This is a genomic window from Nocardia wallacei (assembly GCF_014466955.1).
In the GTDB taxonomy this organism is placed as follows: Bacteria; Actinomycetota; Actinomycetes; order Mycobacteriales; family Mycobacteriaceae; genus Nocardia; species Nocardia wallacei.
The window spans coordinates 1,094,782-1,119,353 of sequence record NZ_AP023396.1 but is presented as its reverse complement, the minus strand read 5'-3'; the positions used below and the strand labels follow the sequence as shown (position 1 = coordinate 1,119,353).

General features: G+C 69.8%; 21 protein-coding genes. 11 read left to right on the top strand and 10 right to left on the bottom strand.

Annotated elements, in window-relative coordinates; all coding sequences use genetic code 11:
* Positions 1 to 17 precede the first annotated feature (17 nt).
* Positions 18 to 1,265, bottom strand: coding sequence for an ergothioneine biosynthesis glutamate--cysteine ligase EgtA (egtA, locus tag NWFMUON74_RS05090; protein ID WP_187686823.1), 1,248 nt, complete (start codon positions 1,263 to 1,265; stop codon positions 18 to 20).
* A gap of 177 nt (positions 1,266 to 1,442) precedes the next feature.
* On the opposite strand from egtA, the gene NWFMUON74_RS05085 reads away from it, so the two are divergent.
* Positions 1,443 to 2,639 carry an aminotransferase class V-fold PLP-dependent enzyme gene (locus tag NWFMUON74_RS05085; protein WP_425300518.1) on the top strand — a complete coding sequence of 399 codons (1,197 nt, stop codon included), beginning with the start codon at positions 1,443 to 1,445 and terminating at the stop codon, positions 2,637 to 2,639.
* Positions 2,640 to 2,772: 133 nt separating this feature from the next.
* Positions 2,773 to 4,428 carry a fatty acyl-AMP ligase gene (locus NWFMUON74_RS05080; protein WP_187686822.1) on the top strand — a complete coding sequence of 552 codons (1,656 nt, stop codon included), beginning with the start codon at positions 2,773 to 2,775 and terminating at the stop codon, positions 4,426 to 4,428.
* 1 nt (position 4,429) lies between these two features.
* Here NWFMUON74_RS05080 and pth read toward each other — a convergent pair whose 3' ends face one another.
* Positions 4,430 to 5,020 (bottom strand): aminoacyl-tRNA hydrolase, encoded by a 591-nt coding sequence (gene pth, locus NWFMUON74_RS05075; RefSeq protein WP_187686821.1) that lies wholly within the window; start codon positions 5,018 to 5,020, stop codon positions 4,430 to 4,432.
* A gap of 21 nt (positions 5,021 to 5,041) precedes the next feature.
* Positions 5,042 to 5,650 carry a 50S ribosomal protein L25/general stress protein Ctc gene (locus NWFMUON74_RS05070; protein ID WP_187686820.1) on the bottom strand — a complete coding sequence of 203 codons (609 nt, stop codon included), beginning with the start codon at positions 5,648 to 5,650 and terminating at the stop codon, positions 5,042 to 5,044.
* A 289-nt stretch (positions 5,651 to 5,939) separates the two neighbouring features.
* Here NWFMUON74_RS05070 and NWFMUON74_RS05065 point away from each other — a divergent pair, with 289 nt between their 5' ends.
* Complete coding sequence (locus tag NWFMUON74_RS05065) at positions 5,940 to 7,556, top strand: peptide chain release factor 3 (protein WP_187686819.1); 1,617 nt, start codon at positions 5,940 to 5,942, stop codon at positions 7,554 to 7,556.
* Positions 7,557 to 7,561: 5 nt separating this feature from the next.
* Here NWFMUON74_RS05065 and NWFMUON74_RS05060 read toward each other — a convergent pair whose 3' ends face one another.
* Together NWFMUON74_RS05060 and NWFMUON74_RS35875 are read right to left on the bottom strand one after the other, a co-directional pair.
* A complete protein-coding gene (locus NWFMUON74_RS05060) occupies positions 7,562 to 8,086 on the bottom strand; it encodes a nuclear transport factor 2 family protein (RefSeq protein WP_187686818.1) in 525 nt (174 codons plus the stop codon).
* A gap of 73 nt (positions 8,087 to 8,159) precedes the next feature.
* The gene (locus tag NWFMUON74_RS35875) at positions 8,160 to 9,035 is read right to left on the bottom strand and encodes an Abi-alpha family protein (RefSeq protein WP_232110848.1); all 876 of its coding nucleotides are present in this window, start codon (positions 9,033 to 9,035) and stop codon (positions 8,160 to 8,162) included.
* A 272-nt stretch (positions 9,036 to 9,307) separates the two neighbouring features.
* Between NWFMUON74_RS35875 and NWFMUON74_RS05050 the strand changes: the two genes are divergently transcribed.
* Positions 9,308 to 10,630: a DUF445 domain-containing protein gene (locus NWFMUON74_RS05050; protein ID WP_187686817.1), complete on the top strand. Its 1,323-nt coding sequence runs from the start codon at positions 9,308 to 9,310 to the stop codon at positions 10,628 to 10,630.
* Complete coding sequence (locus NWFMUON74_RS05045) at positions 10,621 to 11,463, top strand: Abi-alpha family protein (RefSeq protein WP_187686816.1); 843 nt, start codon at positions 10,621 to 10,623, stop codon at positions 11,461 to 11,463. Before NWFMUON74_RS05050 ends, NWFMUON74_RS05045 begins: the two co-directional genes overlap by 10 nt.
* 4 nt (positions 11,464 to 11,467) lie before the next feature.
* On the opposite strand, the gene NWFMUON74_RS05040 is transcribed toward NWFMUON74_RS05045, so the two are convergent.
* Entirely contained in the window at positions 11,468 to 13,267 is a 1,800-nt protein-coding gene (locus NWFMUON74_RS05040) for an ABC-F family ATP-binding cassette domain-containing protein (RefSeq protein WP_187686815.1), read from the bottom strand.
* A gap of 98 nt (positions 13,268 to 13,365) precedes the next feature.
* The gene (locus tag NWFMUON74_RS05035) at positions 13,366 to 14,292 is read right to left on the bottom strand and encodes a 4-(cytidine 5'-diphospho)-2-C-methyl-D-erythritol kinase (RefSeq protein ID WP_187686814.1); all 927 of its coding nucleotides are present in this window, start codon (positions 14,290 to 14,292) and stop codon (positions 13,366 to 13,368) included.
* A 161-nt stretch (positions 14,293 to 14,453) separates the two neighbouring features.
* On the opposite strand from NWFMUON74_RS05035, the gene NWFMUON74_RS05030 reads away from it, so the two are divergent.
* The 4 genes from NWFMUON74_RS05030 to NWFMUON74_RS05015 all read left to right on the top strand — a co-directional run bounded on the left by NWFMUON74_RS05030 (position 14,454) and on the right by NWFMUON74_RS05015 (position 18,407).
* Positions 14,454 to 14,660 (top strand): heavy-metal-associated domain-containing protein, encoded by a 207-nt coding sequence (locus tag NWFMUON74_RS05030; protein ID WP_187686813.1) that lies wholly within the window; start codon positions 14,454 to 14,456, stop codon positions 14,658 to 14,660.
* Complete coding sequence (locus NWFMUON74_RS05025; protein WP_187686812.1) at positions 14,660 to 15,529, top strand: hypothetical protein; 870 nt, start codon at positions 14,660 to 14,662, stop codon at positions 15,527 to 15,529. Before NWFMUON74_RS05030 ends, NWFMUON74_RS05025 begins: the two co-directional genes overlap by 1 nt.
* Positions 15,526 to 17,763 carry a heavy metal translocating P-type ATPase gene (locus NWFMUON74_RS05020; protein WP_187686811.1) on the top strand — a complete coding sequence of 746 codons (2,238 nt, stop codon included), beginning with the start codon at positions 15,526 to 15,528 and terminating at the stop codon, positions 17,761 to 17,763. Before NWFMUON74_RS05025 ends, NWFMUON74_RS05020 begins: the two co-directional genes overlap by 4 nt.
* Before the next feature lie 110 nt (positions 17,764 to 17,873).
* Positions 17,874 to 18,407, top strand: coding sequence for an LpqN/LpqT family lipoprotein (locus NWFMUON74_RS05015; protein WP_187686810.1), 534 nt, complete (start codon positions 17,874 to 17,876; stop codon positions 18,405 to 18,407).
* Between the two features lie 13 nt (positions 18,408 to 18,420).
* Here the strand turns inward: NWFMUON74_RS05015 and rsmA are convergent, their stop codons facing one another.
* A complete protein-coding gene (gene rsmA, locus NWFMUON74_RS05010) occupies positions 18,421 to 19,302 on the bottom strand; it encodes a 16S rRNA (adenine(1518)-N(6)/adenine(1519)-N(6))-dimethyltransferase RsmA (RefSeq protein WP_232110847.1) in 882 nt (293 codons plus the stop codon).
* A 154-nt stretch (positions 19,303 to 19,456) separates the two neighbouring features.
* Between rsmA and NWFMUON74_RS05005 the strand changes: the two genes are divergently transcribed.
* On the top strand, positions 19,457 to 20,221 hold the full coding sequence (locus NWFMUON74_RS05005; protein ID WP_187686808.1) for an SDR family NAD(P)-dependent oxidoreductase: 765 nt from the start codon (positions 19,457 to 19,459) through the stop codon (positions 20,219 to 20,221).
* Between the two features lie 586 nt (positions 20,222 to 20,807).
* Here the strand turns inward: NWFMUON74_RS05005 and NWFMUON74_RS05000 are convergent.
* Both NWFMUON74_RS05000 and NWFMUON74_RS04995 read right to left on the bottom strand, forming a co-directional pair.
* On the bottom strand, positions 20,808 to 21,935 hold the full coding sequence (locus tag NWFMUON74_RS05000; protein ID WP_187688934.1) for a resuscitation-promoting factor: 1,128 nt from the start codon (positions 21,933 to 21,935) through the stop codon (positions 20,808 to 20,810).
* Between the two features lie 199 nt (positions 21,936 to 22,134).
* Complete coding sequence (locus NWFMUON74_RS04995; RefSeq protein ID WP_187686807.1) at positions 22,135 to 22,968, bottom strand: TatD family hydrolase; 834 nt, start codon at positions 22,966 to 22,968, stop codon at positions 22,135 to 22,137.
* Between the two features lie 58 nt (positions 22,969 to 23,026).
* On the opposite strand from NWFMUON74_RS04995, the gene metG reads away from it, so the two are divergent.
* Positions 23,027 to 24,571, top strand: coding sequence for a methionine--tRNA ligase (metG, locus tag NWFMUON74_RS04990; protein ID WP_187686806.1), 1,545 nt, complete (start codon positions 23,027 to 23,029; stop codon positions 24,569 to 24,571).
* The last annotated feature ends 1 nt before the right edge of the window (position 24,572 follow it).

The window sequence follows — 24,572 nt, the reverse complement described above, 5'->3', positions numbered from 1 at the left end:
GGGGGTGCCCGGCGGGATCATGCGGTGGGCATGCGGCCGTCGCGACATCGGTGGACGGCCTCCTGCAGTTCGGCGGCGGCCGCCGGTGTCGTCGCGTGTGACGCGGCCAGATCGAGCAATTGCACTGCCGCCGAACGGATCTGCGGATCGGCCAGACCGCTGCGGGCCGCCTCCAGCCATTGATCGGCCACGGGCGCGGCCACCCGGGTGGCCTCGGCGACGACGGCGGGCGTGGACATGAGCGACTCCAGCGCGTGGACCGGTACGCTCCACGAGTCGCCGGGCTGCGCGTCGAGGTAGCGGACCTCCAGATGTCCCGAGGCCCGCACGGGCGGGAACATGGTGGTCAGGTGATAGTCGAGATCGGCCGCCTCCGGTGGACGGCCGATCTCGTCGTCGAGCGCGCCGCACAGCCAGTCGGCGAAGGTGGCGCCCGGTGGTGCGGCCCAGTCGCCGACGCCGTCGGACCGGACGCACAGCAGCGGGACGTCCAGCACCCAGCGGGCGTAGTCGGTCACCGGATCGGCCCAGTGCCGCACCGACGGGCGGGTACGGGCGTGGTCGAGCCGCAGCCAGGCCCGCATGCGCTGGGACGCCCACGCGCCGGCGGGGGCACCGTGGAGATCGGGCGAACAGGCGAAGGCGGCGAGCAGGGCCGGGCCCACGGCGTACAGGGCGGTCCAGCGGGCGGCTATCTCGGCCGGATCGGCACCGGCGTCGACGCTCACCTGGGTCGCCGCGGTGTTGCACATCATGAGCTTGCCGAACGGGCCGATACCCTCGAAACTGCGCTCCATGGCCTGGTAGCGCGGCAATTGCAGCACCCGCGCCGGAAGGCGGGTGGCATCGGCGGCCGCGGCGAGAATGCGAATGGACCGGGTGTGGAGCAGCTTCTCCAACAGTCGCGCGTCGGCGCGCAGGCGCTCACACAATTCGGTCGCCCCCGGAAACGGGGCGCTGGAAAGTTCGATCTGTCCACCGGGTTCGACGGTGACCCTGCTGCCCCCGGGCAGCGGCAGGGCGGGGGATTCGGCGGCGACGGACCGCGGTGCGTACGGCCCCAGCGCCGCCGCGAGTTCCGGCAGTTCCGGCCGCGCTTGCGGCGTCGAAGGTTCACCCTGCACGGTGAGCCACTCCAGTTCGGCGCCGATGAGCGCCGGTGGGCCCTGTTTGAAGCAGACGCCGCCGATGTACGCCTCGGCCGCGGCTCGCGAAGAGAGGCCCGGGCCTGCGCCGATCGGGGTCCGTACTGCCGTGATAGCCATTGCCAATCCTCCGCTTAGCTGTGTAACGAAAGACCGGACCGCTGCCTTCCGCCGACCCGACCCAGAGTAACGGTGGTGACCGACAAGATTTCTGAAGAATTGATGACACGCGCGCGACAAGGCCGATCTACCAGGGTAGATGCGTACTCGAAGGAAATCGCTTCTATCGTCGATGAGGTGCTGGATCAGACTCGCCTCCGCGCCGACATCGCCGCCTACGACGACCTCTCCGGTCCGTCGCCGGTCTTCCTCGACAGCGCCGGCTCCTCCCTGCCGCCGCGGGTCGTGGTGGACACGGTGATCGGCCACCTGCGCCGGGAGGCCGAGATCGGCGGCTACCGCGCGGCCAACGAGCGGCTGGCCGACCTGGCCGCGGTGCGGTCGGCCATCGGCACGCTGATCAACGCCGACCCGGCGGGAATCGCGCTGAGCGACAGCGCGACCCGGTCCTGGGCCGACTTCTTCTACTCGATCCCGCTGGCCCCCGGTGACCGGATCCTGGTCTCCGGCGCGGACTACGCCAGCAACGCCATCGCCGCGCTGCAGCGCGCCCGCGCCACCGGCGCCGTGGTCGAGGCCATCCCCACCGATCCGACCGGGCAGATCGATGTCGACGCGCTGGCCGGGTCGGTCGACGAGCGCGTGAAGCTGGTGTCGCTGCTGCACGCGCCCACCAACGGCGGTCTGGTGAACCCGGTCGCCGAGGCCGCCCGGGTGGTGCGCGAGGCGGGCGCGATCGTGCTGCTGGACGCCTGTCAGTCGGCGGGCCAGCTGCCCCTCGATGTCGCCGCGCTCGGCGTCGATGCCCTGTCGGCCACCGGACGCAAATGGCTGCGCGGCCCGCGCGGCACCGGATTCCTCTACGTGCGACCGGAATTGGCCGCCGCCATGGAGCCCGGCCGCCTGGACCTGCACAGTGCGCAGTGGACCGGCCCGCGGGAGTACCGGCTGGCGCCCGATGCCACCCGTTTCGAATTCTGGGAGCACGACGTCGCGGCCCGTCTCGGTCTCGGCGCCGCGGTGCGCTACCTGCTCGAGCTCGGTCCCGACCGGGTCTACGACGCGATCGCCGCCAACGCGGCGTACCTGCGCAAGACGCTGCCGCAGATCACCGGCGTCACCGTGCGCGATCTCGGGATGCGGCACAGCGGGATCGTCTCGTTCACCGTAGACGGGCTGCACCCCCACGAGGTCCGCGATCGCCTGGGCGAACAGGACATCACGGTTACGGTCAGCCATCGCGGCTCCACCCTGCTCGACATGACCGCCCGTGGGCTCGACGCCGTGGTGCGCGCCTCCCCGCACTGCTTCGTCACCACCCCCGAACTGGACCGTTTCGCCGACGCCGTCGCCGCGCTGGCCGCCGGGCACTGAGCGCGAATCCAGTGCGTCCGAATGAACCCCGTCGGCACGGGATCCGTAGTCCGAGGGTGTGGAGGCGAGCGAGAACCGCCCACGCTCTCGCTCGGCTCCGCGTCCCGTGTCCGACTTCGTGAAGGAGTCGATCGTGAGCCGCTTCACCGACGAGATGTACGCGACCGCGCGCGAGTCCACGCGCGGGCTGGTCACCGGGGAGCCGGCGGCGCCGCGCCGGCAGACCTGGGGCGAGATACACCGGACCGCGCGCCGCATGGCCGGTGGCCTGGCCGCCGCCGGTCTAGGGCACGGTGACGCCGTCGGGGTGCTGGCCGGTCGCCCGGCCGATATCGCCCCGGCCTGCCAGGCGGTCTGGATGCGCGGCGCCTCGATCACGATGCTGCACCAGCCGACGCCGCGCACCGACCTGGCGCAGTGGGCGCACGACACCGAGACCGTACTGGGCATGATCGAGGCCCGCGCCGTGGTGCTGGGCGCGCCGTTCGAGGCGGCCGCGCCGCTGCTCGCCGAACGCGGCATCACCGTGGTGCGCATCGCCGACCTGCCCGGCGGGCCGGACACCGATCCGCTGCCGACCGCCGAGAGCGATATCGCGCTGCAGCAGCTGACCTCGGGGTCGACCGGGTCGCCGAAGGCGGTCCGGATCACGCACGGCAACTTCCTCGCCAACGCCTACGCCATGTTCGACCGGGTGAAATTCCAGCTCGACCACGATGTGATGGTCAGCTGGCTGCCGCTGTTCCACGACATGGGCATGGTCGGATTCCTCAGCGTGCCCATGCAATTCGGCGCCGAGGTGGTGTGCGTGACGCCGCTGGACTTTCTGCACCGCCCGCTGCTGTGGGCCGAGCTGATCACGAAGTATCGCGGAACCGTCACGGCCGCACCCAATTTCGCCTACGCCCTGCTCTCGCGCCGCCTACGCCAGGCCGACGACGGCGCGGTGGACCTCAGCAGCGTGCGCTACATGTGGAACGGCGCGGAACCGGTCGACCCCGACACCATCGAGGCCCTCGCGGCGGCGGGAAAACGGTTCGGGCTCAACCCGATGGCGATCACTCCGGTGTACGGGATGGCGGAAACCACACTGGCCGTGTCGATCCCGGACCCCGGCCACGGCATGGTGCTCGATGTCGTCGACGCCGATCTGCTGGAGGCGCTGGGAAAGGCGGTGCCGGTGCAGGATCCGCGCACGCATCACGGCGCCGTGCGGCGGCTGCCGACGCTGGGCTACCTGGTCGACGGACTGGAGGGCCGCGTGGTCGACAACGAGCGCACGCCGCTGCCGATCCGCTCGGTCGGGGTGCTCGAGGTACGCGGGCCCGCGGTGACCTCCGGTTACGTCACGGTCGACGGCTTCCGGCCCGCCCGGGACGCCGAGGGCTGGCTGGACACCGGCGACATCGGCTACTTCACCGAGGAGGGCCTGATCGTCGTGTGCGGCCGCATCAAGGACGTCATCATCATGGGCGGTCGCAACATCTTCCCGACCGACATCGAGCGCGCCGCGCTGCGCGTGCGCGGGGTGCGGCCCGGCAACGCGGTCGCGGTCCGGCTCGACGCGGGGCAGCATCGCGAGAGCTTCGCCGTGGTGGTGGAGAGCAACGACCACCAGAACGCCGCCGAGGTCCACCGCATCGAACGCGATATCGCGCACGCGGTCTTCGCCGAGGTCGGCGTGCGGCCCCGCAGCGTGACCGTGCTGGGTCCGGGCGCCCTGCCCAAGACCTCCTCGGGAAAGCTGCGCCGCACCGCCACGGCGACCCTCACCCGAACGAGCGAATAGCTCAGTGCAATTGGTTCTGCGCCGGTTCCAGCCCGACGCTCAGGAGCAGTTCCACGGCATCGGCGGCCTGTTCCACCAGGACCGGAACCTCCTTGCGCTCCACCGACGAGAACTGCTTGAGCACGAAGTCGGCGGGGTCCTGGCGGCCCGGCGGTCGGCCGATGCCGAACCGCACCCGCAGGTAGTCCTTGGTGGTCAACGCGCTCGACACCGAGCGCAGCCCGTTGTGCCCGCCCTCGCCGCCGCCGCGCTTGAGCCGGATGGCGCCGAACGGCAGATCCAGCTCGTCGTGCACGACGATCACCTCGGCGGCCGGAACCGAGAAGAACCGCGCCAGCGACGCGACCGGGCGGCCGGAGATGTTCATGTACGTGCGGGGCTTGGCCAGCAACACCTTTCGCCCGTTCAGCCGGGCCTCGAGCAGGTCCGCCCCGGACTTCTTGTGCACGGTGAACCGGCCGCCGACGCGCCCCGCGAGCACGTCGGCGACCAGGAAACCGACATTGTGCCGGGTGCGCTCGTATTCCGGCCCGGGATTCCCCAGGCCGACCACCAGCGCGGGCGGTGGCGGCCCGGCACTCGATTCGGTCATCGAAAACGGTTGGCTGCGGACTTATTCGGCGTTCTCGCCCTCGGCGGACTCCTCGGCCGCACCCTCCGCCTCGGTGGCCTCGGCGGCCGGCGCGGTGATGACGTTGACGAGCAGGGTCTCCGGGTCGGCGGCCAGGGTAGCGCCCTTCGGCAGCGTGATCTGACCGGCGGTGATCTGGGTGCCGGCCTCGGCGCCCTCGATGGAGACCTCGATCTCCTCGGGGATGTTCAGGGCGTCGGCCTCGACGGCGATGGTGGTGGCGTCCTGGGTGACCAGGGTGCCCGGGGCGGCGTCACCGGAGAGCACGACGTGCACGTCGGCCACGACCTTCTCGCCGCGCTTGACGATCAGCAGGTCGGCGTGCTCGATGTAGCGCCGGATCGGGTGCACCACAACGGATTTGGTCAGCGCGAGTTGCTTCTTGCCCTCGATCTCGAGGTTCAGCACCGCGTTGGTGCCGTGCTCGCGCAGGATCGCGGCGAAGGCGTGGGCGTCGACCGAGAGGTGCTTGGGGGCCTCACCGTGGCCGTACAGCACGGCGGGCACGTGACCGGCACGGCGGGTGCGGCGGGCGGCGCCCTTGCCGAACTCGGTGCGGACGGTGGCTTCGAGAAGGCTGGCGTCGGACATGACTGATGAACTCCTACGGCTCTCCGGGCGGTCTGCATGCTGCGGTCAGGGGCTGGACCTTGACCGAGGGTCTGCTCGTCGGGCGAAGACCGAACGAGGACGACCGGAAGCCGGGCCACGTCGATCACGGTGAGCACAAGTGCCTCACCCTCGCCGAGACAACCCGACGAGAATAACACGCACCACCGCGGTCTCTCGCACCGCGCCCCGGCCGGCCGGTACGGTCCGCCGATCGGGCGGTCGAGTACCCTGGAGCGGTTGCCTGTCCCGCGAAGAGGAGCACTCCCCCGTGAATTCCCCGACTGCCGGCGCGACCGCGCCCGGGCTGGCCGAAGAGGTGGCGCGGCGGCGCACATTCGCGGTGATCTCGCACCCCGACGCCGGTAAATCCACCCTCACCGAGGCCCTGGCGCTGCACGCCAAGGTGATCGCCGAGGCCGGTGCCATCCACGGCAAGGCCGGGCGCCGCTCGACGGTCTCGGACTGGATGGAGATGGAGAAGGCGCGCGGCATCTCGGTCAGCTCGACCGCGCTGCAGTTCGAATACGGCGGGTGCGTGATCAATCTGGTCGACACCCCCGGCCACTCGGACTTCTCCGAGGACACCTACCGGGTGCTCACCGCCGTCGACGCCGCCGTCATGCTCATCGACGCCGCCAAGGGCCTGGAACCGCAGACGCTCAAGCTGTTTCAGGTCTGCCGCCACCGCGGCATCCCGGTCATCACCGTCATCAACAAATGGGACCGGCCGGGCCGCGCCCCGCTGGAGTTGCTCGACGAGATCAGCGAGCGCATCGGCCTGACGCCCACTCCCCTGTTCCTGCCGGTCGGCATCGCCGGGGACTTCCGCGGCCTGCTGCGCCGCGGCGAGGACGGCGCGGCCACCGAATACGTCCACTTCACCCGCACCGCGGGCGGCGCCACCATCGCGCCCGAGGAGTCCTACACCCCGGAGCAGGCGGCCGAGCGCGAGGCCGAGGTGTGGGCGACCGCGGCCGAGGAGAGCGAACTGCTGTCGGCCACCGGCCAGGACCACGACCAGGAGCTGTTCCTGGCGGGCCAGACCTCGCCGGTCATCTACGCCTCGGCGATGCTGAACTTCGGTGTGCGCCAACTGCTGGACACCCTGGTCGAGCTGGCGCCCCCGCCCGGCCCGCGCGCCGACGTCGACGGCACGCCGCGCACTCCCGCCGACCCGTTCAGCGCGGTCGTGTTCAAGGTGCAGGCCGGCATGGACGCCGCGCACCGCGACCGGCTGGCGTTCATGCGCATCGTGTCCGGCGAGTTCGAGCGCGGCATGGTGGTCACCCACGCGCAGACCGGCAAGCCCTTCGCGACCAAATACGCGCTGACCGTCTTCGGCCGCGAGCGCGCCACCGTCGACACCGCCTATCCGGGGGATGTGGTCGGCCTGGTGAACGCGACCGCGCTGGCCCCGGGCCACACCCTGTACGTGGGCAAGAAGGTGCAGTTCCCGCCGATCCCCTCGTTCGCGCCGGAGCATTTCGCCACGCTGCGCGCGCAGAGCGCCGGGAAATACAAGCAGTTCCGCAAGGCCATCGACCAACTGGATTCCGAGGGTGTGGTGCAGGTGCTGCGCAACGACACCCGCGGCGACGCCTCGCCGGTGCTGGCCGCGGTCGGCCCGATGCAGTTCGAGGTGGTCACCGCCCGTATGCAGGCGGAATTCAACGTCGAGACCCACCTCGACCACCTGCCGTACCAGCTGGCCCGCCGCACCGACGCCGAGTCGGCGCCGGAGCTGGACCGGCAGCGCGGGGTGGAGGTCTTCACCCGCACCGACGGCGCGATCCTCGCGCTGTTCAGCGATAAGTGGCGGCTGCAGTACATCCAGAAGGAAATGCCGAAACTGACCCTCGAGCCGCTGGTCGCGACCGCGGACTGAGCGCCTCACCCCATGGTTTCGGCGGCGTCGGGAGGCTGGTTGCCGGAGTCCGACGCCATCCCCGGCTCCTGGGCGACGACACCCCAGCGGCTCGACGTCAGGCGCAGACTGGGCAGATCCGACATGGACAGCACCACCTCGTAGGTGCGTTCGTAACCGGTGTGGGCGATGCGCCAGGCGCCGTCGTCGCACTTGACGTATCGGTCGTTGTAGAACGCCGCCCCGCGCAGCAGCATGTTGTGGCCGGGAATGAGCACGGTGTCGGCGAGGTACCAGGTGCCGGTCGCGGTGTCGCCGTCGATGTCGATCTCGGGGTGGTCGCAGCGGTGTTCGGTGATCACGTGCGGGCCGAGCGTGTTGCGCATGAATGCCAGGAACGCGTCGCGCGATTCGAACTGCAGGTACTCGCTGTAGGTCGCGGTCGCCTCCGGGACCATGGTGTCGGCGAAGTCGTCCCAGGACTTGGTGTCGAGTGCCCGCAGGTACCGGAACTTCAGCCGGCTGATCGCGGAGACGGCATCGGGGTCCATAACTCCACAATCCCACCGGAAGCGGCGAATCTTCGCGGATCGGGAAATCTGTATCGGATTGCTATCAGCCGCGTTACGAGCCGTTGATGGAGAAGCAGGTGCGGCAGAAGTCCTCACCGAACTCGGTCAGTCGCAGGCTCTTTCGCACAATCTTCGGCACCCGCCCCGCCTGCCCGAGCGCGGCCTCCACGACCGGCTGCACCTCGAGCACCATGTAGCGGCTCAGTACCACCGGGTCGTCGGAGGTCACCAGCAGGCCGAGCCGGTTCAGGTTGATCAGGTACAGCCGGGCCCGGTCCGGGTAGCGCACGCCGGCCTGTTCGGGCACCGAGGTCAGATCGCCGGCCACCAGCTCGGAACCGATACCGAGTGGTCTGTTGGTGCGCACGTCGACCGCCGGCTGCGGGCCGTTGAGCGCCATGAACCGCAGGATGCGGGCCTCGTCGGGGGCGATCTGGTCGAGGATGCGGTCGTAGGCGGGATGCACGTCCTCGGTGAAGTACACGTCCGCCGAGCGGGCCAGCAGCGCGTCGCCGCGACGGCGCAGGTCGTCGAGGCTCGACGAGCGGACGTAACCACCGGGAATCGCCTGCTGGGCGTGGCCGTTGCCGGTCGGGACGTAGCTGACGATCTCGCGCACCGAGCCCTCGGTGACGCCGAGGATATTGCGCGCCACCGATTGCAGCGCCGCCCCGGCGCGCTCGGCGATGTCGGCGGACGACTCGCCGTTCAGCGCGGCCTGGGTGATCTCCTTGGTCACCTCGTAGGTGGTGCCGACCGCCCACTGCCCGCCGCGCACGGCGGTTCCGGCGGCCAGCCCGGCCGCGCGGAAGACCCCGCGAATCATCCGGGCCTCGTTGCTGATCTGCCGCTGCTCAACCTCAGAGCTGCGTTCCACGGCACGGGAACCGGGGCGGACCACGTCCCGTCCGGTCCTGTCGTTTGCCACGTCCTTCTCCGAATGTCGCCTGGGTGAGCGGGCTTCGCTCACGCTGTCTGCCGATGCTGTGGTGGTCGTCATTCTTCCGGGCGCCCATGTCCGATGCGACATTCCGGCCGACCGTTGTGACCGAAGTCTCCCACCCCGCTACCTTGTGGACCAGCACAACACCGGAAGTGGACTCGATTCCTGAATCCACAGTAAGGTCGCCGCAGCCGACGGGGTACGTTGAGGTGCCGACGGGGCGGCGTCACCGGTTTCGGGGTCGGCAGGAGGGTCTCGTGCTAGACAGCATTTTCCATATCCACCCGACCATTCTGGCGGAACTGATCACGATCCCCCTGTTCACCGGCGTCATCGGCTACATCACCAACTGGACCGGCGTGCTGATGCTGTTCAAGCCGGTGCGCTTCCACGGCGTCGGGGTGCCCGGACTGCGCTGGTTGTTCCCCTACCTGCCCAAACGCATTCAGGTGCTGCCGCTGCTGCAGTTCGACGGCCGGATGGGCTGGCAGGGCATCGTCCCCTCGCGGGCCGACAAGATGGCGTCCATCGCCGTGGACAAGGGCCTGGCCAAGCTCGGCAGCGTCGCCGACTTCTACCGTGAACTGGAACCCGACGCGCTGGCCGAACATCTCACCGCCATCGCCGACGAGCAGATCCGCGACATCGTGGAGGAGATAGCGACCCGCGAACATCCGCAGCTCTGGTACAACCTGCCCGCCCAGGTGCGGGAGATGGTGCACGAGCGGGTGCGCCAGCAGCTGCCCGACATCCTGCGTGAACTCACCGACGAGCTCGGCAACAACATCGAGCAGCTGCTCGACGTCAAGTCGATGGTGATCCGGTACTTCCAGTCCCGCCCGCATCTGCTCAACATGGTCTTCCAGGTGCTCGGTGCCAAGGAGCTGCGGTTCATGCAGAACTTCGGCTTCTACTTCGGCGCGCCGATGGGCGCGGTGCTGGTCGCGATCCTGCACCTGACGCACTGGCCGGCGCTGTTCGTGCTGCCGATCGGCGGCGTGGTCATCGGCTGGGTGGTGAACTGGATCGGCATCAACCTGATCTTCGAACCGGCCTACCCGAAGTGGTGGTGCCCGTGGCGGCAGGGCCTGCTGATCAAGCGGCAGCCGGAGATCACCCAGGGTTACGCCGAGCTGGTGGCGAGCCAGGTGATCACCGTCGCCAATGTCGGTGACGAGCTGCTCAACGGCCCGCGCTCCGACCGCACCCTGCAGGTGCTGGAGGACACGCTGCGCCCGGCCACCGACCGGGCGCTGGGACCGGCGCGCGGGGCGCTGAAATTCATGATCGGCAACCGCGACTACGAGACGCTGCGGGACCGCTTCGCCGACGCGGGCAAGAACCTCGCGCCCGCAGCGTTCGCGGACCCGGCGTTCAACGCGCAGCAGAGCAAGAATGTCAGCCAGTACATCGCCAAGCAGATGGCGGCGCTTCCGCCACCGGATTTCGTCGATATGTTGCGCTCCGCCATCAAACAGGACGAGTGGCTTTTGTTCGTGCACGGCGGTGTGCTCGGGCTGTTCGCCGGTTACGCTCATCTTCTGATCTTCGGAACGGAGATAGCGACGCGATGGGTGTGACCGAACCGGATCCCGGCGAAAGCGCCGAGCACACTTCCGAACTCGTGCGGCGGCCGGCCGCGGAACTGGCCGTGCGCGACGAATCCGCCACCGCGCGAGGACAATCCCCGGTGCGCGCGGCGACCGGCGTGGTCCGAGTGGCGTTCTCGGCGGTGACGGAGGCGGCCGCCTGGGGCGTGGGCACCGCGGTCGGGGTGGCCGATACCGTCGTGCGCGGCAGTATGGCGGGCCGACAGCCGCGCGAGGTCTTGACCGAAGCCGGTGAGCAGGTACGGGATTCGGTGCGGCGGGCGCTCGGCATCCCCGCGCCCGGCGACCACCCCGGCATCGGGTCCGCGCCGAGCCTGCGCGAGCGCGGCGCCGAGTTGCTGCGGATGTCGGCGAGCGTGCACGACGAGGAGGGCGACCACCCGGCCTTCGCGCGCATGCTGACCGAACTCGCCCCCGACGAGGCGCGCATCCTGCGCTTCCTCTACCTCGACGGCCCCCAGCCCGCCCTCGACATTCGCACCGGCCGCCCGTTGAGCCCGGGCGCGCAGCGAATCGAGCCGGGCCTCAACATGATCGGCGAGGACGCCGCCCTGCGCTTCGCCGACCGGGTCGGCTCCTACCTCACCAATCTGCGGCGGCTGGGCCTGATCGAATCGACCCGCGACCCGCTCGACAACCCGGCCCGCTACCAGCTGCTGGAGTCCCAGCCCGAGGTGCGCCGCCTGCTCAAGCGCACCGGGTTCGGCACCAAGGTCATCTATCGCAGCATCGCGCTCACCGGATTCGGCACCGAGTTCGTCCGCACCTGCCTGCCGGTTCCGCCGCTGGATCAGGCGCTGTAAGCGGTCAGCCGACCTCGTCGGCCAGCTCCAGCCAGCGCTCCTCGGTGGTCTCCTTCTCCGCCCGCACCTGTTTGAGTTCCGCCCCGAGACTCACCAGCCGGTCGGGATCGGTGGCCGACTCGGCCAGGGCGGCGTGCAGCTGCTGCTCACGTTCGGTGAGCTTCTCCAGGGCGCGTTCGAGGCGGCCGAACTCCTTGCGCGCCGCGCGGTAGGCGGCCGAATCCGTCGCGGGGGCGGCGGTATTCGCCGGTCCGCTCGCCGCCGGTTTGCGGGTGGCTTCGCGCAGCGCCACCCGTTTACGCAGGTACTCCTCGATGCCGCCGGGCAGGTTGGTGAGTCTGCCGTCCCCGAACAGCGCCCAGGTGGAGTCGCAGATGCGCTCGATCAGGTAGCGGTCGTGGCTGATCACCACCAGCGTGCCGGGCCAGCCGTCGAGCAGGTCCTCGAGCTGCTGCAGGGTATCGATGTCGAGGTCGTTGGTGGGCTCGTCGAGCAGCAGCACGTTCGGCTCGCTCATCAGAATGCGGGTCAGCTGCAGGCGGCGGCGCTCACCGCCGGACAGGTCGCCGACGGGGGTGCGCTGCTTGGCGGGGGTGAAGCCGAGCCGTTCGGCGAGCTGGCTCGCGGTGATCTCGCGGTCGCCCAGCACGGTCCGCTCGGCGACGTCGGAAACCGCTTCCAGCACCCGCATATTCGTGGGCAGGTCGTCGAGTTCCTGGCGAAGCCAGCCGATTCGGACGGTCTGGCCCTGAATCCGCTTACCGGAGACCAGGTCCGAGTCTCCGGCCAGCGCGCGCAGCAGCGTGGTCTTGCCGGAGCCGTTGACGCCGACCAGGCCGACCCGTTCGCCGGGCGCCAGCCGCCAGGTCAGATCGCGCACCAGCTCGCGCCCGTCGGGGGTGGCCAGGGTGACGTCCTCCAACTCGACCACGACACGGCCGAGTCGCTTGCGCGCGAAGGAGGCCAGCTGCACGGTGTCGCGCGGCGGCGGCACGTCGGCGATCAGCGCCTCGGCGGCCTCCACCCGGTAGCGCGGTTTCGAGGTGCGGGCCTGCGGGCCCCGGCGCAGCCAGGCCAGCTCCTTGCGGGCCAGGTTGCGGCGGCGATCCTCGGCCGCGTCGGCCTGGCGGGCGCGTTCGGCGCGGGCGAAGATCCAGTCGTTGTAGCCGCCCTCGTAGCTCTCCACCTTGCCGCCCACCACCTCCCAGGTGCGCTCGGCGACGGTGTCGAGGAACCAGCGATCGTGGGTGACCACGACCAGCGCGCTGCGCCGCGACAGCAGATGCTCGGCCAGCCACTGCACGCCCTCGACGTCGAGGTGGTTGGTGGGCTCGTCCAGTACGAGCAGGTCCAGTTCGCGGACCAGGGCGGCGGCCAGCGCCACCCGGCGGCGCTCGCCACCGGAGAGGTTCGCCACGGGGGTGTCCATGCCCAGCCCGGCGATGCCGATGCCCTCCAGCACGCTGCGGATGCGCGGGTTCGCGGCCCACTCGTGCTCGGCCACGCCGTCGGTGCGGGCATCGGCGGCCAGCCCGGCCAGCACCACCTCACCGACCGTGGCGCCCGCGGGCAGCACGCCGCGCTGCGTCACCACCGCCATGCGCAGCCCGCCGCGCCGGCTCACCCGGCCGCCGTCGGGCTCCTCGATCCCGGTCAGCACCTCCAGCAGCGTGGTCTTGCCGCCGCCGTTGAGCCCAACGACCCCGATGCGCTCGCTCTCCTGCACGCCGAGGGAGACGTTGTCCAGCAGGGGCTTGATGCCGAAGCTCTTGCGGACTTGCTCGAGATTGATCAGGTTGGCCATGAATCCTTCTGCGTGCCGCGGTGCGAAGCCGATGATTGCCCGAGCCAGCGTACCGATCGGCCGAAACGCGCCCCGCGCGGCCGACTCGACCGGCGTGGTCAGGAGTGGTCGTCCGCGATCACGCGGGCGCCCGGGACCGGGCCGGTGGCGGTGCGGACGCTACGGCTGACACCCGCGCCCGACAGCTCCGCGGCGACCGACACCGCCGCCTCCTCGCTCTCGCACAGGAAGGCGCAGGTGGGGCCGGATCCGGACACGATACCCGCCAGCGCCCCCGCGGTGACCCCGGCGCGTAGCGTGCGGCGCAGCTCCGGTTTCAGCGACAGCGCCGCCGCCTGCAGGTCGTTGCCGAGCAGCGGCGCGAGCAACTCGGGGTCGCCGGAGGCCAGCGCCTGCATCAACTGCTGCGGTTCACCGAGCCGCGGTGGGACGCCCTGCTCCCGCAGCCGGTCCAGCTCCCGGTACACGCCCGGGGTGGACAGGCCACCTTTGGCCAGTGCCAGCACCCAGTGAAAACTGTTGCGGGACAACACCGGTAGCAGTTTCTCGCCCCTACCGCGGCCCAGCGCGGTGCCGCCGTACAGGGCGAACGGCACGTCACTGCCAAGTTCGGCGCCGACGGCGGCGAGTTCGTCGCGCGACAGGCCCAGGTCCCAGAGCTCGTTCAGGCCGACCAGCGCGGCCGCGGCGTCGGCGCTGCCGCCGGCCATGCCGCCCGCCACCGGGATGCCCTTGCGGATCGAGATCTCCACCAGCGGCGCCCGCCCGGCCTGGTGTGCCAGCCGCACCGCGGCCTTCGACACCAGATTCGTCCGATCGGTCGGCACGTCGGCGGCGCCCTCGCCGCTCACCCGGACGGTCAGCGAGGCCGCGGGCGCGATCTCCACGTCGTCGCTCAGCGACAGGGCCTGGAATACGGTGGTCAGCTCGTGGTACCCGTCGGCACGCAGATCACCCACCCCGAGGTGCAGATTCACCTTCGAGGGCGCCCGCACGACGACGGGACTGGGCACAACAGCAAGCACGAGCCCCAAGCGTAATGCGCGGCACGGACAAGTGCGGCCGCTGCGGCCGCCGACACGATCGGATCCGCCGAATCACTTGCGCTAGGTACCCATGGGGGGTATGTTCGAAGGCGTCAGGGGATACCCCCGCACCGTATAGGATGAGAACGAAGGAGTCGATCATGGCGACCAGCACCTACACCGTCACCGGAATGACCTGCGGCCACTGCGTGGCGTCGGTGCGACAGGAGATCGGCAAGATCGACGGGGTCACCAGCGTCGATGTCGACCTGGCGAGCGGCCGCGTGCAGGTGGAGTCGGCCGCGCCGCTCGCCGCCGCCGATGTCGCCGCCGCCGTCGACGAGGCGGGATATCAGGTGGCGAGCTGATGAACGACAGACTGCGGTTCGCCGCCTTCGGTGGCGGGCTGGTCGTGTTGTTCGGGGCCGCGCTCGGCATCGGCGCCCTGGTGGGCGACCCGGCCGGGCCGGCCCCCGGGCACGAGACCATGAGCAACGGATTGCGGAGCAGCGAGCAGGGCTACACTCTCACCGAGATCGCGGCTCCCGGCACGCCGAACGAGCCCGGCGTACTGCGATTCCGCATCGTGGGCGAGGACGGCGCACCGGTCACGGCGTACACGCCGCTGCACGAGAAGGACCTGCACCTGATCGTGGTCCGGTCCGACGCCCGGCAGTTCCGGCACGTGCATCCGGCGCGGGCAGCAGACGGCACCTGGTCCATCGATTGGAAGTGGGCCGAACCCGGCACCTACCGGGTGTTCACCGACTTCTCCCCCGCCGGTGGGCCGGACCTCACGCTGAGCCGCACCGTCACCGTGGCGGGCGAGGGCGCGGACCGGCCGCTGCCACCGCCGGCTCGAACCGCCGACGTGGACGGCTACCACGTCACCCTCGGCGGCGATCTGACCACCGCGGGCGGCGCACTACACTTCACGGTGACCCGGGACGGCAAGCCGGTCACCGACCTGCAGCCCTACCTGGGCGCCTATGGACATCTGGTGGCGCTGCGCGCCTCCGACCTGTCCTACCTGCACGTACACCCGCAGGGTGAGGTCGGCCGCACACCCGCCGGGCCGGATGTGGCCTTCCACGCGCAGGCCCCCAGCGCCGGGGCGTACCGCCTGTACCTGGATTTCCAGCACGACGGCGCGGTGCACACCGCCGAATTCACCACCGCGGCAACGACAACCGCGCCGGACAGCGACGCCGGACACCACGAAGGAGGTCACCCATGAGCGCCCCCGCCACCGCGCGGTCGATCGAACTGGATATCGGCGGCATGACGTGCGCCTCCTGCGCGGCGCGAATCGAGAAGAAGCTCAACCGGATCGACGGCGTCACCGCCTCGGTGAACTACGCCACCGAGAAGGCGAAGGTGAGCTACCCGCCCTCGGTCACCACCGACGACCTGATCGCCAAGGTGGTCGACACCGGATACACCGCCGCCGTGCACAGCCCCGAACCGCCGCGAACCGAAACGCCCGAGGCGGATTCGGCGCCGGCGGCCACCGCACCACTGCGGCACCGGCTCCTGGTCAGCCTGGCGTTGGCGATTCCGGTCACCGCCATGGCCATGGTCCCGGCACTGCAGTTCGACAACTGGCAGTGGCTCTCGCTGACCCTCGCCGCACCCATCGTGGTGTGGGGCGGCTGGCAGTTCCATCGCGCGGCCTGGGTCAACGCCCGGCACGGCGCCGCGACCATGGACACGCTGATCTCGCTGGGTTCGATCGCCGCCTTCGGATGGTCGGTTTACGCGCTGTTCTTCGGCGACGCGGGCATGCCTGGCATGAAACACCCGTTCAGCCTGAGTATTTCGCGTGGCGATTCGTCCTCGGCGCTGTACTTCGAGGTGGCGGCGGTACTGATCACGGCCATTCTGGCGGGCCGGTACTTCGAGACGCGATCCAAGGAGAAGGCCGGGTCGGCGCTGCGGGCGCTGCTCGAGCTGGGTGCCAAGGACGTCTCGGTGCTGCGCGACGGCGTCGAAACCCTCGTTCCCGTAGCGGATTTGCGCGTCGGCGAGGAATTTTTGGTCCGGCCGGGCGCCAAGATCGCCACCGACGGCGTTGTGGTGCAAGGCAGTTCGGCACTCGACATGAGCATGCTGACCGGTGAGCCGGTACCGGTCGAGGTGGGGCCGGGCGATCAGGTCGTCGGCGCCACCGTGAACGCGGGCGGCATGCTGACCGTGCGGGCCACCCGCGTCGGCGCCGACACGCAACTGGCGCAGATGGCGCGGCTGGTGGAGGACGCGCAGACCGGCAAGGCGCAGGTGCAGCGGCTGGCCGACCGGGTGGCCGGGGTGTTCGTGCCGATCGTCATCGCGATCGCGGTGGCGGCGCTGGGCTTCTGGCTCGGCGCCGGGGCCGCGGTGAGCACCGCCTTCGGCGCGGCGGTGGCGGTGCTGATCATCGCCTGCCCGTGCGCGCTGGGCCTGGCCACGCCGACCGCGCTGCTGGTCGGCACCGGGCGCGGCGCCCAGCTGGGCATCCTGATCAAGGGCCCGCAGGTGCTGGAGTCGACCCGGCGCATCGACACCGTCGTGCTGGACAAGACCGGCACCGTCACCACCGGCCGGATGACGCTGGCCGAGACGATCGCGGCCGACGGCACCGAGCCCGACGAGTTGCTGGCCGTGGCCGCGGCGGTGGAGCACGGCTCCGAGCATCCGGTCGCGCGGGCGGTCGTCACCGGCGCCAAGGAACGCGGGCTGTCGATCGACCCGGTCGAGCAGTTCGTGAGCCACGGCGGCAAGGGCGTGCAGGGCCTGGTCGGCGGGCGCGCGGTGGTCATCGGGCGCGCCGAGCTGCTCGCGGACTGGTCGGTCACCCTGCCCGACCGGCTGGCCGAGGCGAAGGCGGCGGCCGAGCGGGCCGGGCACACCGCCGTCGCGGTGGCGTGGGACGGCGTCGCCCGCGGCGTGCTGGTGATCGCCGACGCGATCAAAGCCACCAGCGCCGAGGCGATCTCGGACCTGCGAGCCCTCGGCCTCACCCCGGTCCTGCTGACCGGTGACAACGCCGCCGCGGCGCGCACCGTCGCCGATCAGGTCGGTATCGACGAGGTGATCGCGGAGGTGCTGCCCAGCGACAAGCTGGCGGTGGTGGAGCGGCTGCAGCGCGAGGGCAAGGTGGTCGCGATGGTCGGCGACGGCGTCAACGACGCGGCCGCCCTCGCCCGGGCCGATCTGGGCCTGGCCATGGGCACCGGCACCGATGTCGCCATCGAGGCCGGGGACATCACGCTGGTACGCGGTGATCTGCGGACCGTGGCGACGGCCATCCGGCTGTCCCGGGCCACGCTGCGGACCATCAAGGGAAACCTGTTCTGGGCGTTCGGCTACAACGTGGCGGCCATTCCGCTGGCCGCGGCGGGGTTGCTGAACCCGATGCTCGCCGGGGCCGCCATGGCTCTGTCGAGCGTCTTCGTGGTGAGCAACAGCCTGCGGCTGCGCTCGTTCCACTGACCGGCCCGAAGGGCCGTCCGGAATTCCCGGGCGGCCCTTCGCCCGTGCCCCGCCCACCCCGCATGGCAGACTCGCAGCGATCACGTCCGTACCGCGCCGAGAGGACACCCGTGACAGCCCCCACCGGACCCGAACAGCTGCTCACCATCGCCGAGTACCTGGCCGCCGCCGAGATCGCGGCCGAGCCGGTCGCGCCCGGCGCGGAGGGCGCCCCGGTGGTGTCGATCGGAGTTCCGGAGGGCTGGCAGCAGATGCCCCCGGAGAGCTTCGCGGGCACCTACGGCGTCTGGGCGCAGGCGCCCGAGGACGGCTGGGCCGACAACGCGGTGGTGCTGATGGTGCGGCTGTCCCGTCCCGTCGATGCCGAAACCCTGCTCGCCTGCGGCTTCACCGACGCCCGCCGCCTGCCGGAGTGGGAGGAGCGCGACACCCACATCGGACGTTTCGGCGGCTATCCCTCGGCCGCCATCACCGGCACGTATGCCATTGCCCCACTGACACTCTGGGCCTACAACCGCTACACCCTCATCGACAGCGACACCACGCCCTACCTGGCCCAGCTGACCGTCACCACCCGCGCCGAGCACGACGGGACGGACGCGGACACCGTGGTCGCGGGCCTCACCTTCACTCCGGCGGGCTGACCGGCCGGTCCGGTCAGGATTGCTCGGCGAGCCGGACGAAGGCGGCGGTGTCGAGGGTTTCGCCGCGCGCCGTGGGATCGATACCGGCGGCGGTCAGGCGTCGCTCGGCGGCGGACGGGGAGCCCGCCCAGTTCGCCAGGGCCGCGCGTAAGGTCTTGCGGCGCTGGGCGAACGCGGCGTCGACCACGGCGAAGACGCGCCTGCGGAAGGCGGCGTCCTGGGGCCACGGCGGCTCGGCGTAGCGCTCGACGCGCACCAGCCCCGATTCGACCTGCGGCACCGGCCAGAAGACTTGGCGCCCAACGGCTCCCGCGCGCCGGACGGTCCCGAAGAAACCCGCCTTCACACTGGGCACCCCGTAGATGCGCGAGCCCGGCTCGGCCGACAGCCGGTCCGCCACCTCGGCCTGCACCATCACCAGAGCCGTTGCGAGGCCGGGCAATTCGGCCAGCAGGTGGAGCAGCACGGGGACGGCCACGTTGTAGGGCAGGTTCGCCACCAGCGCGGTCGGAGCGGCGGGCAGATCCGCACCGGTGACGCGCAGCGCATCCGCCTCGATCACCTGCAGCCGCTCGGCCAGCCGTCCCGCGCGATCGGCCACCGTATCCGGAAGTTGTTGCGCCAGTACCGGGTCGATCTCCACCGCCACGACTCGGTCCACCACGTCCAGCAGCGCCAGCGTCAGCGATCCGAGCCCCGGCCCGACCTCGAGCACCACATCCTCGCGCCCCACCCCCGCCGCGCCGACGATCCGCCGCACCGTGTTCGCGTCGTGCACGAAGTTCTGACCGAGCTGCTTGGTCGGCCGCACCCCCAGCCGCTCCGCCAGCTCCCGAACCTCGGCGGGCCCGAGCAGATCGGCCTGACCACGAGCGACGAAGGCGGGTTCGGACACGCCGGACAACCTACCAAGCCCCACCCTCGACACCGAGGCCGCGCCCGCACCGGGGTGCCACATTGACGCAAACTAGTACTCGTTCTAGTTTTCTCGGGTACCGGAACAACGAACCGGTGGCACGAGCTCTCCCCTGTTCGAAAGGACGCACGCAATGCAGCGCAGATACGACGGACGACGGGTGCTGGTCACCGGAGCCGGATCGGGCATCGGCCGGGGCGTCGCCCTGCGCCTGCTGGCCGAGGGCGCCGAGCTGGTGGCCGCCGACATCGCCGAAGCGGGCCTGAAGGAAACCGCCGAGGCCGCGACCGAGCACAGCTCCCGCCTGGAAACCGTCCAGGTCGACGTGTCGAGTCCCGACTCGGTGCGCACCGCCGTCAGCACCGCCGTGGAATACCTGGGCGGCCTGGACGTCCTGGTGAACGCGGCCGGAATCATGCGCACGGCCCACACCCACGACATGCCGTTCGAAGCGTGGAACCAGGTGATCGGAGTGAACCTGACGGGAACCTTCCTGATGGTCCAAGCCGCCATCCCGACCCTCCTACAGGGAAACCACCCGGTAGTAGTGAACTTCTCCTCCACCTCAGCCTTCGGCGCCCACCCCTACATGGCCGCGTACTCGGCCTCCAAAGGCGGCGTCAACGCGATGACTCACGCAATAGCCCTCGAATACGCCAAACAGGGCCTGCGCGCGGTAAATATCGTCCCCGGCGGCATAACCACAGGCATCACAACAAACCTGGAAACACCCCCCGACGCAGACTGGAGCCTCTTCTCCCGCCTGACCGGCTGGCTGAACGGCGGCGCCCTGGGCCACCCGGAAGACGTAGCAGGCGCAGTAGCCATGGTCGCCTCAGAAGACGGCCGCTACATAACGGGAAGCGAAATCCGAGTAGACGGCGGCGCCCTCATGTAGCACCCACCCAGCGCACCACCACCCCACGCAACCCTTCGCGCGCGATACCTACCCATGCAATCCGTTCGCGCGCGACACCCACCCACGCAACCCCCCTCGCGCGCGACACCCACCCTCACGCAATCCCCTCACGCGCGATACCTACCCACGCAACCCCCTCGCACGCGATACCTACCTCACGCAATCCCCCCATGCGCGACACCCACCCACGCAACCCCCTCGCGCGCGATACCCACCCACGCAACCCCCTCACGCGTGACACCCACCCCACACAATCCCCGCACGCAACTCTTCCCACCCGCACGCAACCCCCTCCGCCAAAAACATCCCATAGCCCGCCAACCCCAAAGGTTTTCGGCGCGGCTCGGTTTTCGGGTACCGCTGCGTCCGCGACGAAGGAGCCAGCAGCGGTACCCGAAAACCGAGCCACAGGGCGCCGAAAACCCGCCGGAGCGAAGCGGAGGCCAAAAATACAGCTATCACCCCCATAACGCATCACTTTCAACCTACCCCCACCCACATCCCCACCTCACACCTCGTGCCCACACTCCCAGCTCACACCCACAAACCCCACACCCCCACTCCCCTAACTAATCCCCAACCGACTAGTACAAGCCGGCCAAGCCCCCCACCCCTGCCGAGCCCGCGTCACCTCCGCAATAGCGATCTGCTCCTCCCTGGTAGCCAAATCGGCCCGAGGCGCATACCGAGTCCCCCCCTGCCGCTCCCACGTGTTCTGATCGAACTGAATCCCCCCATAGAACCCGTTCCCCGTATTGATAGCCCAGTTCCCATGAGACTCGCACTGCGCCAACGCATCCCACACCGCTCCGTCGCGCACCGGCGGCACCTCGGTCCCCGGCTTGGCCCCCTTCCGAACCGTCTTGGGCTGAGCGGGAACGATCACGGTGTTACTGATCGGATCCTTACTCGCCTCCTGCCCATTGACGATCGACACCGCGAACGTCACATCCTGCACCCCCGGCTTACCCGGATTCTCGATAACGGTCCGGCTCATATTCAGCTCAGGATCCTCGATGACGTCCTCGGTCGGATCCAGCGCCACCCGCTCCACCCGGTTCTCCACCCGCTTACGCGTGACGGTGATCTTCATGCCGTCCCGCAGCGGCGTCGCGGCGGGCGGCTCGACCGAATCCTGGTTCGCCAGCGGCACACCCTGCACCTGTAGCAGTTCCCCGACCGTCGGCGCGGCCATCCGCACATAACCGGGCGCTTCGCCGTTGTCGGCGAGCAGCACGGTGCGCGGGCTGGTGACCGCCAGCGCGGCTCCCTGCAGCGGCAGCGGCGTCGGCCGCGCGGGCGAGACGAACACGTCGGAGGGAATGTTCAGCTGCTGCAGCGCGTCGGCGACGGTGGCCGCGGTGGTCCACACCTTCTGCGGGCGCCCGTCGAGGGTCAGCGCGACCTGCCGGGCCCGGTTCAACGTGACGGTAGCGCCGTCGAGCACGATCTCGTCGGCCGACGGCGAGACCAGGTCGCGGTTGGTGAGGACGAATCCGGCGGCCTTGAGTACCCCGCGCACGTCCCCGGACATGGTGGTGAGGCTGGTCCGCTGGCCGTCGATGACGATGGTGACCGTCTTCTTGTTCACGATCGCCAATGCCGCACCCACGATCAGCGTGATCAGCATCGCCGCGATCGCCGTGTACAACAGCGGCGAGCGTGAGGAGTTGATCCGCTCCAGAGCGGGCATCCGAAAGTCCGGCATGGTCACAATACGATAACGAGGGGGTCAGGCCCTGACAACCACGAGCCGTGGAACAGGGGTTTTCCACATCACGAGTCGATATCGAGAGAGCAGGTAGATAACGACCCGCGTCATCGTAGTGAACTGCCCCACAGTTCGCACCTCGAACGCATACATCCCCTGGTCCGGGGCATACGGCGGAGCGCTAGAAGTACATCCCGTAGACCCGCATGGCGTTGGCCGTGGTGACCTTCGCGAGTTCGACCGGGTCCTGGTCACGGGCCTCGGCCAGCGCCCGCACGGTGTAGGGCAGGCAGTACGGCTCGTTGGGCGCGCCGCGGAACGGATGCGGGGTCAGGAACGGCGCGTCGGTCTCGACCAGGATCTGCTCGTCCGGCACGACCGTGGCGGCCTCCCGCAGTTCGTGCGCGTTCTTGAAGCTCACGGTGCCGGAGAAGCTCAGTACATATCCCTCCGCGACGCAGGCCAGCGCCATGTTCGTGTCGGAGGAGAAGCAGTGGAAGATCACCGTCTCCGGCGCGCCCTCGTCGAGCAGCACGGCCAGCAGGTCGTGATCGGCCTCGCGGTTGTGGATCATCAGCGGTTTGCCGAGGCGTTTCGCGAGGTCGATGTGCCAGCGGAAGCCCTCGACCTGCTCCTCGACCGTCGCGCAGCCGTCGAGTTTTCCGGGCCAGTAGTAGTCCAGGCCGGTCTCGCCGACGGCGACCACGCGCGGGTCGCCGGCCAGCTTCTCCAGTTCCGTCCGCGCCGCGTCGTCCAGCGCGTTCGCGCGGGTCGGGTGCAGCGCGACGGCCGCGTACACGCGCTGGTCCCAGTGCGCCGCCCGCACGGCGAAGCGCGCGGCGGCCAGGTCGTCGGCGACGGTGACCACCCGGCCGACACCGACCGCCGCCGCGCGATCCAGCAGGGCCGCAACCGATTCGGCGTCGGTGGCGCCGCAGGCGTCCATATGGGTGTGCGCGTCCACCAGCGGGGACAGCGGTTCGGGCGGTTCGGGTGCGGGTCGTTTGCTAGGCATGATCACCGGGGATATTCGCGCGAACGGTCACGGGCACGCCGATTACAGTAGTCACATCATGAGCGAACGCCCCGCCTTCTACATCACCACGGCCATCGCCTACCCGAACGGTGCGCCGCACATCGGCCACGCCTACGAGTACATCTCGGCCGACGCCCTCGCGCGGTTCAAGCGCCTCGACGGCTACGACGTGTTCTTCATGACCGGCACCGACGAACACGGTCAGAAGGTGCAGCAGTCGGCGCGGGCCGCGAACGTCCCGGTGCAGGAGTACGCCTCCCGTAACTCCGACGTGTTCGAGCAGCTGGACAAGGCCCTCGACATCTCCTACGACCGGTTCATCCGCACCACCGACGAGGACCACGTCGCCGCCAGCATCGCCATCTGGGAGCGGATGCGCGACAACGGCGACATCTACCTCGACACCTACTCGGGCTGGTACTCGGTGCGCGACGAGGCCTTCTACACCGAGGAGGAGACCACCGTCCGCGCGGACGGCACCCGGGTCGCCACCGAGACCGGCACGCCGGTGGAGTGGACCGAGGAGTCGAACTACTTCTTCCGGCTCTCGAAGTACCAGGACGCGCTGCTCGACCTGTACGAGCGGCATCCCGAGTTCATCCTGCCCGCCACCCGCCGCAACGAGATCGTCAGTTATGTGAAGGCCGGGCTGCGCGATCTGTCCATCTCGCGCACCACCTTCGACTGGGGGGTGCCGGTGCCGGACCATTCCGATCACGTGATGTACGTGTGGGTGGACGCGCTCACCAACTACCTCACCGGCGTCGGCTTCCCGAACACCGAATCGACTGCGTTCCAACGCTTCTGGCCCGCCGACGTGCACATCATCGGTAAGGACATCACCCGTTTCCACACCGTGTACTGGCCGGCGTTCCTGCTCTCGGCCGGGGTCGAGTTGCCGAAACGCGTTTTCGTGCACGGCTTTCTGACCAACAAGGGCGAGAAGATGTCCAAGTCGGTCGGCAATGTGGTCGACCCGACGGCGCTGGTGGAGACCTACGGTCTGGACGCGGTGCGCTTCTTCCTGCTGCGCGAGATCTCCTACGGCCAGGACGGTTCCTACAGCCACGAGGCGATCGTCGGCCGCATCAACACCGATCTGGCCAACGAGTACGGCAACCTGGTGCAGCGCAGCCTGAAGATGGTGGCGCGCGACTTCGCTTCGGCCGTACCGACTCCCGGCGAATTCACCGACGACGACCGCGCCCTGCTGGACCGGGCGAACGGCCTGCTGGAGCGCGCCCGCGCCGAATTCGACCAGCAGCAGATGCATCTGGCGCTGGAGGCGATCTGGCTCACGCTCGGCGAGACGAACCGGTACTTCTCCGCACAGCAGCCGTGGGCGCTGGCGAAGGCGGGCGACACCGCGCGCGAGGGCACCGTGCTGTATGTGACCCTCGAGGTGCTGCGCATCGTGTCGATCCTGGTGCAGCCGGTCATCCCGGGTTCGGCCGGACGCATTCTCGACCAGCTGGCCCAGACCGGCCGCACCTTCGCCGACCTGGCCACCCCGATCGAACCGGGATTGCCGCTGCCCCCGCCGGAACCGGTCTTCCCGAAGTACGTCGAGCCCAAGTCCTGAC